This window comes from Latilactobacillus fragifolii, from assembly GCF_905332535.1.
Lineage (GTDB): Bacteria > Bacillota > Bacilli > Lactobacillales > Lactobacillaceae > Latilactobacillus > Latilactobacillus fragifolii.
Genome location: NZ_CAJOCF010000001.1, coordinates 17,701 through 33,439, shown reverse-complemented (window position 1 = coordinate 33,439; position 15,739 = coordinate 17,701). Strand labels below are relative to the sequence as shown.

General features: G+C 42.0%; 13 protein-coding genes and 1 riboswitch. Of the genes, 9 read left to right on the top strand and 4 right to left on the bottom strand.

Annotated elements, in window-relative coordinates; genetic code table 11:
- Positions 1-35 precede the first annotated feature (35 nt).
- Together spxB and J7Q78_RS00120 are read left to right on the top strand one after the other, a co-directional pair.
- Positions 36-1,772 carry a pyruvate oxidase gene (gene spxB / locus J7Q78_RS00125; protein ID WP_208422721.1) on the top strand — a complete coding sequence of 579 codons (1,737 nt, stop codon included), beginning with the start codon at positions 36-38 and terminating at the stop codon, positions 1,770-1,772.
- Between the two features lie 89 nt (positions 1,773-1,861).
- Positions 1,862-2,455, top strand: a complete 594-nt coding sequence (locus J7Q78_RS00120; RefSeq protein WP_154242859.1) for a TVP38/TMEM64 family protein — start codon at positions 1,862-1,864, stop codon at positions 2,453-2,455.
- A 41-nt stretch (positions 2,456-2,496) separates the two neighbouring features.
- On the opposite strand, the gene nhaC is transcribed toward J7Q78_RS00120, so the two are convergent.
- Positions 2,497-3,870: a Na+/H+ antiporter NhaC gene (gene nhaC / locus J7Q78_RS00115; RefSeq protein WP_208422722.1), complete on the bottom strand. Its 1,374-nt coding sequence runs from the start codon at positions 3,868-3,870 to the stop codon at positions 2,497-2,499.
- Between the two features lie 580 nt (positions 3,871-4,450).
- On the opposite strand from nhaC, the gene J7Q78_RS00110 reads away from it, so the two are divergent.
- From J7Q78_RS00110 to J7Q78_RS00080, 7 genes are all read left to right on the top strand, one after another.
- Complete coding sequence (locus J7Q78_RS00110; protein WP_235688016.1) at positions 4,451-4,975, top strand: GNAT family N-acetyltransferase; 525 nt, start codon at positions 4,451-4,453, stop codon at positions 4,973-4,975.
- An 89-nt stretch (positions 4,976-5,064) separates the two neighbouring features.
- Positions 5,065-5,601, top strand: a complete 537-nt coding sequence (locus tag J7Q78_RS00105; RefSeq protein ID WP_208422724.1) for a hypothetical protein — start codon at positions 5,065-5,067, stop codon at positions 5,599-5,601.
- A gap of 30 nt (positions 5,602-5,631) precedes the next feature.
- The gene (locus J7Q78_RS00100) at positions 5,632-6,147 is read left to right on the top strand and encodes an Rrf2 family transcriptional regulator (protein ID WP_154242855.1); all 516 of its coding nucleotides are present in this window, start codon (positions 5,632-5,634) and stop codon (positions 6,145-6,147) included.
- A gap of 503 nt (positions 6,148-6,650) precedes the next feature.
- On the top strand, positions 6,651-7,241 hold the full coding sequence (locus J7Q78_RS00095; RefSeq protein ID WP_208422725.1) for a WxL domain-containing protein: 591 nt from the start codon (positions 6,651-6,653) through the stop codon (positions 7,239-7,241).
- A 110-nt stretch (positions 7,242-7,351) separates the two neighbouring features.
- Entirely contained in the window at positions 7,352-9,583 is a 2,232-nt protein-coding gene (locus J7Q78_RS00090; protein WP_208427743.1) for an L-type lectin-domain containing protein, read from the top strand.
- A 21-nt stretch (positions 9,584-9,604) separates the two neighbouring features.
- The gene (locus J7Q78_RS00085; protein ID WP_208422727.1) at positions 9,605-10,642 is read left to right on the top strand and encodes a DUF916 and DUF3324 domain-containing protein; all 1,038 of its coding nucleotides are present in this window, start codon (positions 9,605-9,607) and stop codon (positions 10,640-10,642) included.
- A gap of 89 nt (positions 10,643-10,731) precedes the next feature.
- Positions 10,732-10,909: riboswitch (Lysine riboswitch) on the top strand.
- Between the two features lie 116 nt (positions 10,910-11,025).
- Entirely contained in the window at positions 11,026-12,456 is a 1,431-nt protein-coding gene (locus J7Q78_RS00080; RefSeq protein WP_208422728.1) for an amino acid permease, read from the top strand.
- Positions 12,457-12,528: 72 nt separating this feature from the next.
- Here J7Q78_RS00080 and J7Q78_RS00075 read toward each other — a convergent pair whose 3' ends face one another.
- The 3 genes from J7Q78_RS00075 to J7Q78_RS00065 form a co-directional block, all read right to left on the bottom strand.
- The gene (locus J7Q78_RS00075) at positions 12,529-13,944 is read right to left on the bottom strand and encodes a polysaccharide deacetylase family protein (RefSeq protein ID WP_208422729.1); all 1,416 of its coding nucleotides are present in this window, start codon (positions 13,942-13,944) and stop codon (positions 12,529-12,531) included.
- A gap of 101 nt (positions 13,945-14,045) precedes the next feature.
- Positions 14,046-15,062 (bottom strand): DUF3324 domain-containing protein, encoded by a 1,017-nt coding sequence (locus J7Q78_RS00070; protein ID WP_208422730.1) that lies wholly within the window; start codon positions 15,060-15,062, stop codon positions 14,046-14,048.
- Positions 15,063-15,146: 84 nt separating this feature from the next.
- Entirely contained in the window at positions 15,147-15,722 is a 576-nt protein-coding gene (locus J7Q78_RS00065) for a WxL domain-containing protein (protein WP_208422731.1), read from the bottom strand.
- Positions 15,723-15,739: the final 17 nt, after the last annotated feature.

The following is a 15,739-nucleotide window of genomic DNA, read 5'->3' as shown; positions in this document are numbered from 1 at the left end:
AAGTGAAATGTAAAATCATCAGGAGGTCTTTATCAATGGTAGCACAGAAAATAAACGCATCAGATGCAATGTTAAAAGTTATGGCGGACTGGGGAATTGACCATATTTTTGGGTTACCCGGGGGTTCGTTTGATTCAACGATGAATGCACTCCATAATCAAAAAGCGATTATGCGTTACATTCAAGTGCGCCATGAAGAAGTTGGTGCACTAGCTGCTGCCGGCCAAGCCAAAGTAACCGGCAAGATTGCCGCCGTATTTGGTTCTGCCGGTCCTGGGGCAGTTCATTTGTTAAATGGTCTCTATGACGCGAAATACGATCATGTACCTGTGTTGGCGTTAGTTGGGCAAGTCGCTACAAATGTAATGAATACCGATTATTTCCAAGAAATGAATGAAAACCCAATGTTTGCTGATGTGGCAGTCTATAATCGAACGGTGATGACGGCTGAACAGCTGCCGCTTGTCGTTGACCAAGCCATTCAACAAGCCTATAAACACCGTGGTGTAGCAGTTGTCACGATTCCCACCAACCTCGGTTGGGAACCGATTGAAGATAATTTCGAAGCAACCGCAAACTTATTCCAAGTAGGGAATTATCCAGAACCAAGAAGTGCCGATATTGATCGCGCCTTACAATTAATTCAAGCCGCCAAACAGCCTATTATCTATTTTGGCCAAGGTGCACGTGCTGCGGGAGAAGAATTGGTTGCTTTATCTGATCGATTAAGGATTCCAATGATGTCCTCTGCGCTTGCCAAAGGGATTGTTGCCGATGATCATCCGGCTTACATGGTTTCAGCTGGGCGAGTTGCAACTAAACCGGGCGTTGATTTGGCGAAAGCTGCGGATTTAATCTTGTTTGTAGGTAGTAATTACGAATTCGGTCAGTATTTCTTCAAACCAGATGCGAAGTTCATTCAAATTGATATCGATCCTACTAAATTGGGGCACAGACACCATGTCGACGTCGGGATTTTAGCGGATGCGAAGACGGCCTTAAAGGCATTGCTAACGGCAAGTGAACCAGTTGCTGAAAAATCTGCCTTTTACAAAGCAGCTCTTGCTAATAAAGAAAACTGGCATGAATGGCAAGCTAGTTTTGAAGACGACGATCAAACGCCATTGCGTGTGGAACCGGTCTTCAAACAAATCAACGAGATGGCTACCGATGATGCGATTTTTAACCTCGACGTTGGGAATGTCTCAATTGACGGGGTGCGGTTCTTGAAGATGCATCCGGGCCAACGAATGACATTGTCGGCATGGTATGCAACAATGGGCTGCGCAGTGCCAGCGGCCATTGGCACCCAAGCGGCTTATCCTGATTGTCAAATCTGGTCAATCAGTGGGGATGGTGGCTTCACGATGGTCATGCAAGACATTATTACGCAAGTTAAATATCAAATGCCAATCATCAACGTTGTGCTAAGTAATGAATCATTTGGGTTCATCGAAGCTGAACAAGATGACAAAGGCCAACCACATTCAGGCGTTGCGATCCAGGATGCCGATTACGGGGCAGCAGCTACGGCGATGGGCGCCAAAGGATTCACGGTGCGGACGTTAGCTGAATTGAAAGCGGCCTTTGCTGCTGCTAAAGGTACGAAAAAACCGGTTGTGATTGATGTTAAGATTGCCAACGAACGCCCATTGCCGGTAGAACAACTCGTGATTGATGCTCAAACACAGGACCCGGCAAAAGTAGCGGCCTTTGTTGAGAAATATCATGCACAAGGGTTGAAACCATTTCGGACGTTCTTAGAAAGTTAAGATTTTTTAAATCAGACTATCGACTGACAGAAAATAACGTTGAATGTGGTAAATTATAATTAAAATTAATCTTGAAAGGAATTCAGCGGATGAGTAGGACAATTTCAAGACGTTTAATTAGCGCAACGTCGCTCATGGCATTCATTGGGAGTATTTCATTGGCTATTTATTGGTCACGGCTTGGTCTTTTTAATAACACGACTGCGTTGCAGAACTACTTGGGGCATTCTGTGCTAATTGGTCCGCTGATTTTCATCACAATTCAGATTATTCAAGTTGTGATCCCCGTCATCCCGGGAGGCATCAGTACTGCTGCCGGTGTTTTGGTATTCGGACCACTTTGGGGATTTGTTTATAATTACGTCGGGATTGCAATTGGTTCTATCTTGAATTTCTTATTAGCACGACAATTTGGAAAGCCGTTCATCTTACACGTCATCAACGAAAAAACGTATGACAAGTATATCGGGACGATTACGGAAAAGAAAAACTTTGCGCGCTTTTTCGCACTTGCAATTTTCTTACCCGTCGCACCAGATGACGTGTTGTGTCTGATGGCTGGACTGACTGAAATGTCATTGAAAAAATTCACATGGATTATTATTTTATGCAAACCAGCTTCGATTGCGGTGTATAGTTTTGCATTAGTCTATGGTGGTCAATTCCTAATGCAGTTAATGTAAAAAAAGGCCCAGGATAAACTATCCTGGGCCTTTTTTTGGGTTTAGGCGGTTTTTTTCTTCAAACCGATGCCAGTGACGGCACTGAGAATTGAAAAGATTGGTGATAAGAGACTAAAGAAACAAAATGGGAGGTAACTCAAAGTTGAAACGCCCAATGTGTTGGCGGCAAACACGCCGGCGACCCCCCATGGAACGAGGTAGTTGATTACGGTCCCGCCATCTTCAAGGGCGCGTCCTAAAGCGAGATTGCTCAAGTTTGATTTTTCAAAGGTGGTTTTAAAAGCTTTACCAGGGAGAATCACGGAAAGGAATTCTTCGCCAATAAAGAGGTTAACCCCAATTCCAGAAGCGATGACGGCGCTAATCAATTGACCAGGCGTTTTGAGATGCGCTGCAAGTGGCGCCATCACGCGTTCAATGAGCCCCAGCTTCATTAAGAGGCCACCGAGGGTTAAGGTCAAGATGATTAAGGCGACAGTGCTCAACATACTATTAATGCCACCGCGTGAAAGCAAGGCATCGATACTTTTATCGCCGGTGTGGGCAACGAACCCCTGTTCAATGTAACTGGCAATGCTTGCAATTGGGGTGTGGGGGTTATGGAAAAAGATTAAACCAATCGAAACGGCAATATTTAAAAAGAGCGTTGGAATTGCGGGCATTTTTAAACGGGCGCAAATGAAAATTAAAACGATGGGGATCAAGGCTAATAGACTAACTGACGTGTGGGCATTTAAAACAGTAACCGTTGCGCCAATTTTATCAAGGGAGACATTTTTTGAGGTATGGCCGATGATGGCGTATAAAATTAATGAACCAACAAAGGCTGGAATCGTTGTCCACATCAAGTTCTTAATATGTTCAAATAAATCTGTTTCAGTAACGGCGGCGGTCAAGTTTGTCGATTGTGACAGTGGCGATGACTTATCACCAAATATTGCCCCGGAAATAATGGCTGCTGCTACGATGGTGGTGTTCATTCCAAGGGTGGCCCCAATTCCGAAAAAGGCAATCCCGACTGTTGAAATCACGGTAAAGGCACTGCCAATGGCACTACCGACAAGCGCACAGACGACGAAAATCGAGGGAATGAACCAGTGCACACTGACCATTTTGAAGCCCCAGACCATCAGACTGGGAATGACACCGGCTGCAATCCAGATACTGATTAAGGCGCCAACGAGAATGAAAATAATAATAGGAATGATCCCACTTTTGAGACCATCTTCAATGCCAGAATGAATGATATCCCAGCTAAAGTGCCGCCAACGGGCCCATAGAATCAAAAGAGCAATTGCTGTTAGAACGGGGGTTTGCGGTGAAAGTTGGAAAATAATCACGCCGCTGCCCATGATGGCAAGGAGTATGAGTAAAACAATACTTGCTTCTAATAAACTAATTTTGTGTTTTGTCATTTAAATCGCATCCTTTTAAAGTTAATCGTTAGGCTTGTGCGACAAAAGACTGGTAACGGAGGATTCCCCCGCACGATGCTAATTTGAACATGAAAATCCCTCCTTGATGCTTATTTTCAATCCGTAGAGTTAATCTGAAAAAAGGTTACAAAAAAAGTCCCTACTCGCTTATGCGAATAGGGACGATTGGAAACCGCGGTACCACCCAGTTAGTGCGTCATTTTAAGGTCACACACCACTCTTACAGGCGATAACGGTCCTGTTAATTAGCCGCATCATCCATTCAGTATTTCGTAACAATTACCCTGATCGGTTCGCAGCAACCACCGACTTTCTGACGCCCAGATAATGCACTACTTCGTTTGAATTAAGATGACTGATGATTGTTATTCAATTTACGGTAGTTCGCATTAAAAGTCAAGCATGAACTTTAAAAAAGTTTGGCACCTGCAAGGGGTAGCTCAGAAACTGGGGGCTTTCAATGATGATACGCCTGGTTAATGAGAATATAAGAATTTGCTTGGCGGGGCATTGTAAGTGCGTTACGATGAGGGTTGATATGATAAAGGAGTTGTTCTTGATGCAGATTAGAACTACCACAACTGAATTACGGCATTTTCAACCCACCGATCTTGAAGTAGTCTATCAAATTGGGTGTCAGCCAACCATCGTGACGCAGCTGAATATGGCGGCTTTTCAATCGCGACAAGAAGCCCAGTCTTTTCTAACAATGCTGATGAATGATGCCAATGCTTGGGCGATTGTCGATCGCGCGACACAGCTGGTACAGGGTTTGCTGATGCTAGCGCCAACCTTGGGTGCAGATGGGCAATCGGTGGCGGCTTACGAACTAAGTTTTGCCATCTTACCGGTGTATCAACGGCGCGGAATTATCAGCGCAGTATTGCCAATAACGATGCAAGTTTATGCACAAGAAACGGGGGTAACGACCTTTAATGCCGCTTGCTTTTTAACCAACCAAGCGTCGCAAGCCAGTTTGCAGAAAGCCCAGTTTGAAAAAACTTATCAAGCGCAACTTCCCGCTTATTTAGGTGGCCAACAAGTTCAGTATTACCGTCGCAAAGTGCACCCTTTTAAATCATGAAATGCCATGTTTATAACAATAAAAAAACCACAGTTTAAATGAGAAACCTATGGTATAATCGGTTTGAAAGACAAATGGGGGTTAATCAAATGGCAAACGAAAACGACCAAGCATATGCGCGGAAGTTAGCGCAAATTGAGGCAAATGAAGATTTGACGATTCTATCTAGTATGAATCAGGTTAATGATGACAAAGTTAAGCAGTACATTGTTTATACGGACTATCGCGAAAATGGCCAACAAGAATCAACGAATTCGATTTTTGTCTATACACCATATGCTAACGTCGACCGTTTTGGACATTCAACGGTTGATTATCAAGCACAACTCTTATTTGAAACTAATAAATGGAAAAAAGAAATGCATATTACTGTCCTTGAAACGTTGGGTGCTGCTTCGCGGTTAGCTGTTTATGATTTTCAAAATCTCGGTTTAGCACAGTTGGCATTGAAAGCCTTTTGCAATTTAGCCAATAAGTTGGAAATTGAAACCATTGATGGTAATATCAGTACATTCGACAGAGATGATTTTAAGAAAGTTGCACACATTCTTGAAAAATATGGGTTTGAGGTACAAGCAGACGCAGGTCAATCCTCTGGTTCATTCATTAAGACACAAAAGGCGTAGTGCGCGACTGTTAAAAAGGGGATAGAACTGATGCATTTAACACGGGCGTTTGAACAAGCAACCTGTATCATCGTACTTTTGGCGACACAAGATCCCGAACATGCGATCTCGTCTGAAGTCATTCATCATCGCATAGGTGGGTCCCAAACTTACCTACGTAAGATTATTCGTAAGTTAGTGGTGGCTGGGCTAGTTAAGTCAGTCTCTGGTAATAGCGGGGGCTTTAAATTGGCACGACCAGCAGACGAGGTTTCAATCTATGATGTTGTGTTGGCAACAGAAGGGCAAATCAAGTCTTACCCAGATACGGGTAAGCTAGATACAGTCTTTAATGATTTTCAACCAGTTGCTAAACAAGGGACACTGATTATCAATGCTGCGTTCCATAAGGCAGACATGCTGTGGGCAAACGAGTTAAAACAGCAAACAGTCTCTAGCTTAATTATTGAAACAATTGGGCATCAAGCCATTCCAGTGATTGATTGGAATCAATCCGCTGAAGAACGTGAATTACTCATCCAGAAAATTATTAAAAGTTTAAAATAAGGTCAAAGCAATCCTGCGCTAGGATTGCTTTTTTATGTTGAAATTGAAAATTAGTTTTCAATTAATCGATTATGAATTTCAGAAAATTAAGTATCTGGTCTAAACTTGACAAACCCTTACTGAATCAATGCCGAGCTATCTGTTAATAGGAATTTAAGTGAATTGTGAAAAAATATTTATTAACAGCATTAAAAATCGGTATCTACTGAAAAATAGATCATTATACTACATAAAATGTACTTTAAATTAGGATTAATACTGGTTTACCACTAGTGATGTTAATCGTGTGCTTTTATTTTGATAATAGTACATAAGTGAAGTCATTAATTAATGATAAAATTTAACTATTTTGAAAATAAATTGTTTACAACGAAATTTCAAGGTGATACAATCATTACCGAAAGATTAACGGTGTTACTCTTAATAGCGGCTTAAATAACAATCTACCTAAACTATTAACGGTGCCGTTAATCTAAAATCTAATTGAATAGAGGTTATTCGGGATGAAAAAATACACATTATTATTAAGCAGTTTATTGACAGTCACAAGTTTAACAGCCATTTCAGGGCAAGCATTTGCGGCAGTAGCAGCAGATGGTCAATCAGGCACTTCAAAGGTAACTGCGACATTGACAGCACCAGCAGATGACACAGGTAGTCTAAAATTGACGGCCGTTCCAGATTTGGACTTTGGGACAAAAGAAATTACGGACCAAGCATTGACAATGGATCAAACTGCTGATGGGACAGTTTCGGTTTCTGATTCCCGTGGGACTGGGGCTGGTTATACAGTCGATGTTGCTTTAACAACCCCATTTACATCTGGGACACATACATTAGCGGGTTCAACATTAACATTAAAAAATGCTAACGGTACTAGCCAAAATAATGATGGCAAAACAGTTTCAGATACTAAAGAGGCTGTTTTAACTGATACAGCTGCGAAGAATATTATTACCGCTGCTAAAGATCAAGGAATGGGTAACTGGGACTATAACATTTCGAAATCAACTTTGAACGTTCTTTCAGGTGCATATGCCGGTAAATACGAAGGTCAATTAACATGGACGTTAAAAGCTAGTCCTAAGGCCTAAGAAAACGAATTTAAAAATAGCTCATTTAATGGGCTGTTACCTCAGTTGACTTCTATTATGAAATCGATTGAGGTAACAGTTGATTAAACTGGCATTGAGGGGGATTGATGATGCATTTTAATAAAATAGTCAAGCAAACTCTGTTAGGCATCGGGATGTTAACTGCAATGACCGTTGTGATGCATCAGTCTGCTCAAGCAACGATTGCCCCTGTGCCTGAGCACATTACGAATATTGAAAATCTATTTGCAGCACCGCCTGCCGGATCAAATAGTAGCTTACCCATTAACGGTGTTACTCAGATTAATCCGAATACTAAAAATCAATCGGGTGCAATCTGGTCAAATGAAAATAATAAAATTGATTTAAGTAAAGATTTTTCAGCGACAATGTTATTGAACTTTGGAGATTCTGGGGTTAGCGCAGCCGATGGCATGGCCTTTGTGATGCATAATGATCCACGAGGGACGCAAACGATTCAAAAAGGCGGAACTGGTCAACAATTAGGTGTTTGGGCTGATCCGCTAGTTGGATCGAGCAGTTCCACAGTTTCTTTGAAAAATGCCATTCAGAAGAGCTTTGCTATAGAATTTGATACACGGCAAAATGATAACTGGGATGTTTCTGAAGCGCCAGATAACAAATCATCAATTGGTATCTTAGGGACAACATATTCATTTACAACAAAACCGATTAATGCAAATCACGTTGCATATGGATTGCCATCCGATGCCAAAAATTACTATATAGGTGTTTCTGGAACTGCGCCTTGGATAGGTAGCAGTAATAAGCAATATACAAGTATGTTAGAACATCAAGGATTACAAATATTACCTACGAATACGTATCTTTCAAATGGTAGCTGGCATGAATTTAGAATCAGTTGGAATGCTACAACCAAAATTTTAACTTATCAACTACAAGGGCTTCCTGAGATAAAGGCCGCTATTGATCCAACTACCGTATTTGGAACAACCAGTGTCTACTGGGGCTTTACAGGTAAAACTGGTGAAAGCTCTGAATTAAATCAAGTTGCTTTCAAGAGTATTTCCAATATTCCAACTACTTCGCAAAGTTATAAAATCTACCACAAAAATGGTACCGAAGTGACGAAAGCCAATCCAGCTAAACCATTTGAAGAATTAAACGGGGTTATTAGTGCGAATAACCTTGCTACGAGTGGTTCAGCTTGGAAGAAAGTCGCATTACGGTATAAGGTAGAAGGCACATCAGATGCTGCTGGTGGGGTTGCCTATGCAGGAGACGATTTAAAGGTTAATGGTCAGTTGGTTTCCCAAAAGGGGACATCTACTAACTTAGTTAAAACCCCACAACTTAGTTTAACTGGAACTAGTCTATCGCAGCGGTTTGCAACGGACACTGATTTCTTTGGCAAAGACATTGGGCAATACAGTACAGGGGTTGATTTAGGCGATATCCAGATTGGCAAAACAGCTACAACAACGTTTACGTTGACTGCCATGGGCCCGACACCAACTGATGGGACGACTAATTTAGGGCGTCGTTATGACATTAGTTTGGTGGGGACGACTGCTAGTCAATCGACACAAACAACAGCCTATGTCACGAGTGTCCCCCAGCTAACGTTGAGTACCGACTGGGAAAATGCGAAAGATAGTGCCAAATCAGTGACGGTGAAAAAGGGACAACCACTTAATATTGATGGAACATGGCAGCAAATATCGTCGTTTGGGATTGACCCCCATGCGGTTGGTACCCTGCACTATAAGATTGATAATGGCGCTGAACAAATAGTTGCTCAAAACAATACTGGCGGGAAGTTAATTAGTAATATTCCGACTAAGGGGTTATCTCTAAATAAGGACCATACGATTACGTTCTACGTAACAAATGCAGGCTATAACGAGAAGTCAGTGGTCAAAACGGTGCACTTCAAAGTTAAAGGTGGGACCTTAACCTTTAGCAAGGTTAATGCTACAATTGGTTATAAGTCAGTTGAAGTAGGCCAGAATGTTATGGCGCAACGGAACACTACTGACTGGGCCCCTACCATTTTAGACGGCCGTGGTGCTGGTTCTAATTGGACTTTGTTGGTAACCGCCAACGCTTTACAGCGGGATACTGACGGCAAATTACTTAGTGGGGGCCTCGTTTATGTCGATGGTAACAACAAGCAAACAGCTATCGGCAAGACGCCAGTGAAGGTGGCTTCTAAGGTAACAACGGCAGATGATGAAACGACCCCAGTAAGTTGGCGTGATAATCAAGGGGTCCTTTTGAAAGTGAATAGTAGTGCATATAAAGGGAGTTATCATGGTGAGATTAATTGGATTCTGCAAGGATCAACACCCAGCCCTTAATTAGAAGGAGTAGCGAAAAAAATGAGATCGATGAAGCAACGATTTGGATTGTTATTAGCGGTGGTGACCACTTTGGGCTTGATGTTGATGGTTAGTCATCAACCGGTTCAGGCGGAGAAAGTGACTTATTCGGTAACGCCTGTCTATCCTGATAATCAAACAGATGCGGATTTGGGCTATTATGATTTAAAAGTCACTCCTGGTCAAAAACAAGAAATTCAAGTACGCGTTCAAAATAGTGGGACTCAACCGATAATGCTTGATGTGACACCTACGACAGCGACAACCAATGAAAATGGGTTGATTGATTACACAGGAACCAATTCTAAACGAGATAGTTCGTTAAAGCATTCCTTTAGCGAGATGATGTCGGGGGCACAACGGGTAAAAGTACCAGCGAATGGTGAACAGACGGTAACGTTTAATTTAACCATCCCAACTGAACCGTTTAAAGGAATGGTTTTGGGGGGCTTTTATATCGCCCAAGCGACTAAAAGTCAAGTTGATCAGGCGCTAGAACGAAAAGGTGGGGCCACGTTAACTAATCAATATTCCTACATTCTCGCAGTTAAACTAACTGAATCAGACGAAATGGTGCACCCTAGTTTACGGCTAAATAAGGTGCAGGCCGGATTGCTGAATAGTCATACTGCCATTTTAGCCAATCTTCAAAATACTAAGGCCAATTCAGTTGGTAAGATGAAAATCAATGGTGAGATTCGCAAAGTTGGTTCAAACAAGGTATTATATCAGAGCAAACGTAGCGACCTAGAAATGGCCCCTAACTCAAACTTTAATTACGGAATTGACTTAAAAAATCAACCGTTAAAAGCGGGTAAATATAATATTAAGCTAAGCATAACATCGAATAAGGGACGCTGGATACTTTCTAAGAATTTCGCGATTACACGTCAAGAAGTGGCAAAATATAACGAAAAGGCCGTTGAATTACCAGAGAACAATAACTGGTGGTTATATGTCATTATCGGGATTATGATTGTGATTATCATGGTATTAATCATTCTTTTATGGCGGAAAACGCGTAACACGCAAGATTAATAAGTAAAAGGGCAACCACGATTGAGATAATCGTGGTTTTTTGCTAGAAATAATTGACGTGGTTGCGTGAATTCTGTATACTCATTGCTAACAAGATAAGAGGTCGCAAAAACCATGAGTCGTTATCCTGAACTGATTAAGCAGTAATGAGGGATAATTAAAGGGGAATTTGCCGAAATGTCAATTTGCTTATTCATTTTGATGTTGGGACTTGGTTGAATAAATCAAGGACTGTCGTAACGCAATGTTACGGGGCGCTATCAACGGATATTATGAGGCTATTAGTCTTTTTGTCGTTTTTAGCAGACAAAAAGACTTTTTTGTTTGCTAAAAACCTGGTTGAGGGCTTTTTCTTGAAAATATAGAGAAAAGAGCGAAGTATTATGGCAGAAAATGAAATGAAGCGGGAGTTAAAGACACGTCATCTTTCGATGATTGCCTTGGGCGGTAGTATCGGGACGGGCTTGTTTGTGACAAGTGGTTCAGCGATTGCTAAGGCTGGTCCGGGCGGGGCATTATTAGCCTACTGTGGCATTGGGATCATGGTCTTTTTCTTGATGACCAGTTTAGGGGAGATGGCAACGTATTTGCCAGTTTCCGGCTCCTTTTCAACCTACGCAACCCGCTTTGTAGATCCAGCCTTAGGGTTTGCCTTAGGTTGGAATTATTGGTTTAATTGGGCCATCACCCTGGCAGTTGATATTAGTACTGCTGCCTTGGTTACTAAATTCTGGCTACCCGATATGCCCGGTTGGATTTTTAGCTTAGCCGCCTTATTATTAATTTTTTTGATTAACATTACAAGCGTTAAATCCTTCGGTGAAACGGAATATTGGTTTGCGTTAATCAAAGTCGTGACTGTGATTATTTTCCTTGGGGTTGGTTTATTGACGATCCTCGGCATTATGGGGGGCCATCGCACTGGCTTGAGCAACTTTACTTATAAGAAGGCTCCTTTTGTTGGTGGGTTGCCAATGATGTTGAGTGTCTTCGTCGTTGCCGGATTCTCATTTCAAGGGACGGAACTAATTGGCATTACAGCTGGTGAATCAAAGACCCCGGAAAAGAGTATTCCAAAGGCCATCAAACAAGTTTTCTGGCGAATCTTGCTATTTTATATTCTTTCAATCTTCGTCATTGCTTGTTTAATCCCTTATGATAGCCACTCATTATTAGGCGCTAGTGAAACGAATATCGCTGTTAGCCCTTTTACATTAGTATTCAAACGTGCCGGCTTAGCTTCGGCAGCTAGTGTCATGAATGCCGTCATCTTAACATCAGTCTTATCAGCGGCAAACTCTGGGATGTACGCATCTTCTCGGATGTTGTGGTCGATGGCTGAAGATGGCTATGCGGCAAAAATTTTCGCTAAGACCAGCAAGCGCGGCCTGCCAGTAATGGCATTGATTGGGACAACAATCGTTGGGGGCCTAACTTTTGTTTCAAGTATCTTTGGTACCCGGATTTACTTATTCTTAGTGGCCGCGAGTGGGTTAACGGGCTTTATTGCTTGGTTAGGTATTGCTGTATCACATTACCGCTTCCGGCGGGCGTTCAAGGCACAAGGGCATCAGTTGAGCGAATTGAAGTATCACGCACGGTGGTTCCCATTTGGCCCCATTTTCGCATTTGTTCTTTGTTTATTGGTAATTGCAGGCCAAGATATACAAGCCTTTAAGAGTTTTGATTGGACAGCAATTGGCATTAGTTATATGAGTATTCCATTATTTATCGTGCTATATGGTTACTATAAAATACGGTATAAAACTAAGGTAATTCCATTAGAAAAAGTTGATTTATCAAAACATAAATAAGGCCAGCTGATAAAAGCACAGTTAATTTAATAAAAAAACGGTCCGACAACTTAACTTGTCGGGCCGTTTTTTTTATTGTAACAATCGTTGATCGCCAGCTTTGAAATATTGTTGATAAGGTGTTAAGCGTTGCTTGAACAGCTCGTTGACAGTAACAAAATGCCGTTTGTGGGCGGTTTGTTCTTTAACAATTGCGGGTAACGCCGCAATTGTTGCGTCACTTGTGTGGAGCAAGACGATATCACCACCTGTTATCCGATCATTTACATTTTTGGCAATCGTCGGGGCATCAATAGTTAGGCGCCAATCTTCTGAATCAACACTCCACGCGATGAGCGCCCGGCTAGCAGTGGCCGTTAAATCCTGGCTAGGTGTTTCGGTTGTGACCCGTAATAAGTGGGGCAATTGGCCACTGGCTTTGAAGTAGGCGGCATCGGTTTGCTTGAGGTTAGCGGCAATTTCTGGTGCGGTCATTGTATCCAAGTCATCATCGTTGTTGTAAGATTGGGTCCCCACAACATGGCCAGCTTTGAGCAATTGCTTCAATTGTGCGGGGTGTTTTTTCGCCGCTTTACCAGTGGTGAAGAAAGTTGCTTTGATGTTTAAATCGTTTAACTGATCAATGATATGCGTGATTGCGCTAGGCTTTAATGTTGTATTGAAGGTGAGGGCGATTTTTTTCGCACCGGTTTTTTTAGATGGCATTTGATTGTCTTCTGGAACCAAGTCGGGATTGAGATACGGCCCAACCGTTGCCATGGGAAGGGCAATCGTTTCAATACCAAGCGGGTTTTTGGCGAATTTCAACGTTAAGCCATCGGTCGTGAAAACAAAGTTGGTTGCTCGATCATTTCTCGGGAAATTGAGGGCTTCCAATTGTGCGAGTTGTTCTGGTGTATAATCGTGTGTTTGTAATTGCTGATCAATCGCAAGTTGACGAATCATCGGAATGGTTGTGCTATCTTTTTGCAAATCTTTAAACGAAACCGCGGCTGTATTGTGTTGCATGTCATAAATGGCTTCAGTCCCAGTCTGTGAAAATAAGCGTTGATAGCGGGTTTTAAACCGCGACTTTACGAAACCGTAAGCTTCTGCAGTCGGCTTGAAGGCATACGTGTTGTCTTGCAAGTTATTAGCAGTATAGCTGACGTATAGCGTCACGCGACTAATATCTGGCGATTCCGTCCGCGCTTTTTTGTAAAGTTGATTACCGAGTTCGACTTCTTGTTTCTGTAGGTCAATTAAAGCACCATTTTGATTTTGTGGGATGAAATAATAGATTTTGCCATGCGGTTTGACTGTAGCGTAGATTTTAAAGGCCGCGTATTGGCCGCTTGCTTGGTCGTTAAAAGCACTTAAGGTTGCTTGCTGCCTATTCTTTTGAGACTGTTTAAACTGCTCTTTCATAAAATATTGGTTTTCAAAATACATTATTGGAATTAAAAAGAGCGTCAAAATAATTAATGTCCATTTTTGCCAAGGCCGCATGAATACTATCCTCCGTTAAGTTTGTTTATCTAAATTCAGTATACTGAATTTAATCACGACTTGAAAGGATTATTCTGGAACTAATGCGCATCACCTAGGAATTATTCGGCATTTTGCTTAAGTGCTTTATTCTTTTGGTGTAGTTTGTACACTAAATAGAGAATAATCAATAGCAATAGTAGGAAACCGATGATGATCCAGAGATAGGAGGCTGCTTTTTTCGGTGGCTTAATGGCGTTGTTAGTTGTTTTCGTGATGGCTGCTTGATTGATGGTGAAATATTTATCAAAATGCCAAACTTGCTTACCGGATTTAGCGGTCATCATTAAACGGTACTTACCCGGTTTTAGGATTGCCTGCGGGGTGACACTGCTATTAAAGCTAGAATTCGGGGCCATTTCGCGATTTTGGTAGTGAGCGACATATTTTTGGTTAGAATTGCCAACGCGGTAGACCTGCGTATCGATTTTTAACGGGGCCAACACCCAGTTACTATTGTTATCAAGCTTTGCTAAAATCGCCGGCCGTTTGCTAGTATCCAAACCAAGGGTGACATGTTGTAACTGTAAATCGAACTTGGGAGTTGAAGCAGGCATCGTGCGCACAACGACCGGGATTTCCATTGCAAAATGATTGATGATTTGAGCGCCTTTTGTAACTGAGTTATTTTGGGTATCTTTCTTTTCGACGTGTAATGCGCCTAGTATGATTCCGGGGGTAGCGGTTGAAGGCGCTGTAATCGGGATGGTAACGTCTTGACTGCGATTAGCAGCGATGGTAACGGTTTGAGTTGCGCTGTTCAAGTCTGTTAAAGAGGGGGCGCCTTTTTTGGCAGTTGAGTGTTTGCTATAAACAACTTGCCCATTGTCATTTGTAACGCCATTATGCAGTTTGACTGTGAATTCAGCGGATTGTTGGGCGTTGTTATTAATATTAACGACGAGATTAGCGGTTGCTTGAGGTGAGACTAGCATATTGTAGAAGTCGGCTTCACGGATTTGTTCGGCACTGTCGACCTTTTTAATCGAAAAGTCTGCAGAATCAGCAGATGCTGCAAGTGGCGCGCCGAAAAGCGCTAGGATAAAGAATATTAAAGCGAAATGGTATTTTTTAAGCATAGTAGCTCCTTTCATAATGAGTAGCACTTAGCGCGTAAAAAAATCGTAGCAAAGATTTTTGCCACGATTTTTGCAGTGTTTATTTTATGAGTTGAAGTTTGCAGCTTTGGTTGTTACCGGTGAAAGTGTCCAAGTGACACCCACCTTAATTTTTCCTGCACGCTTAAGGACACTTGCTCTAGCTTGGGTATTTGTTAAATCGATACTTGTCGTTTCAGGGTTGATGGCAATTGTTTGATCACCATATGGGGCGTCTTGAACGTCGGTTGCCTTGTCAAAAACAGTAACATCGGTCTTTGGTGAAATTGTCTTACCGTTGATGGTTAATGTAGCTGTATCATCTTCTGTGTGGGCTGTAATTGCCCAGCCTTTTTGAGCAGCGGTTGTATCATTGATAACTACTTTGGCGTCTTTATTATTAGCAGCATTTTTAGATAATGGTTGGTGAATAGTTGAGTTGGTATATGGGACATCACCAAAGTTAAGATCACTGATTTGTGATAGTTTAACAGCACCGTCGGTAATATTTAAAGTTCCCGTTGATGACGATACTAGTGGATCTGTCACCGTATCCGCAAGGGTTGGTGTTGCTTGCGTTAAACTCACGATGCTCAATAGGGCAGTAGATGAAATCGTAAATATTTTAAACAATTTATTCAAAGTGAATCCTTCTTTCG

Bases quoted from the DNA above. Each gene is read 5' to 3' on its own strand.
- spxB (WP_208422721.1), top strand. From the start codon at position 36: ATGGTAGCACAGAAAATAAACGCATCAGATGCAATGTTAAAAGTTATG.
- J7Q78_RS00120 (WP_154242859.1), top strand. From the start codon at position 1,862: ATGAGTAGGACAATTTCAAGACGTTTAATTAGCGCAACGTCGCTCATG.
- nhaC (WP_208422722.1), bottom strand. From the start codon at position 3,870: ATGACAAAACACAAAATTAGTTTATTAGAAGCAAGTATTGTTTTACTC.
- J7Q78_RS00110 (WP_235688016.1), top strand. From the start codon at position 4,451: ATGCAGATTAGAACTACCACAACTGAATTACGGCATTTTCAACCCACC.
- J7Q78_RS00105 (WP_208422724.1), top strand. From the start codon at position 5,065: ATGGCAAACGAAAACGACCAAGCATATGCGCGGAAGTTAGCGCAAATT.
- J7Q78_RS00100 (WP_154242855.1), top strand. From the start codon at position 5,632: ATGCATTTAACACGGGCGTTTGAACAAGCAACCTGTATCATCGTACTT.
- J7Q78_RS00095 (WP_208422725.1), top strand. From the start codon at position 6,651: ATGAAAAAATACACATTATTATTAAGCAGTTTATTGACAGTCACAAGT.
- J7Q78_RS00090 (WP_208427743.1), top strand. From the start codon at position 7,352: ATGCATTTTAATAAAATAGTCAAGCAAACTCTGTTAGGCATCGGGATG.
- J7Q78_RS00085 (WP_208422727.1), top strand. From the start codon at position 9,605: ATGAGATCGATGAAGCAACGATTTGGATTGTTATTAGCGGTGGTGACC.
- J7Q78_RS00080 (WP_208422728.1), top strand. From the start codon at position 11,026: ATGGCAGAAAATGAAATGAAGCGGGAGTTAAAGACACGTCATCTTTCG.
- J7Q78_RS00075 (WP_208422729.1), bottom strand. From the start codon at position 13,944: ATGCGGCCTTGGCAAAAATGGACATTAATTATTTTGACGCTCTTTTTA.
- J7Q78_RS00070 (WP_208422730.1), bottom strand. From the start codon at position 15,062: ATGCTTAAAAAATACCATTTCGCTTTAATATTCTTTATCCTAGCGCTT.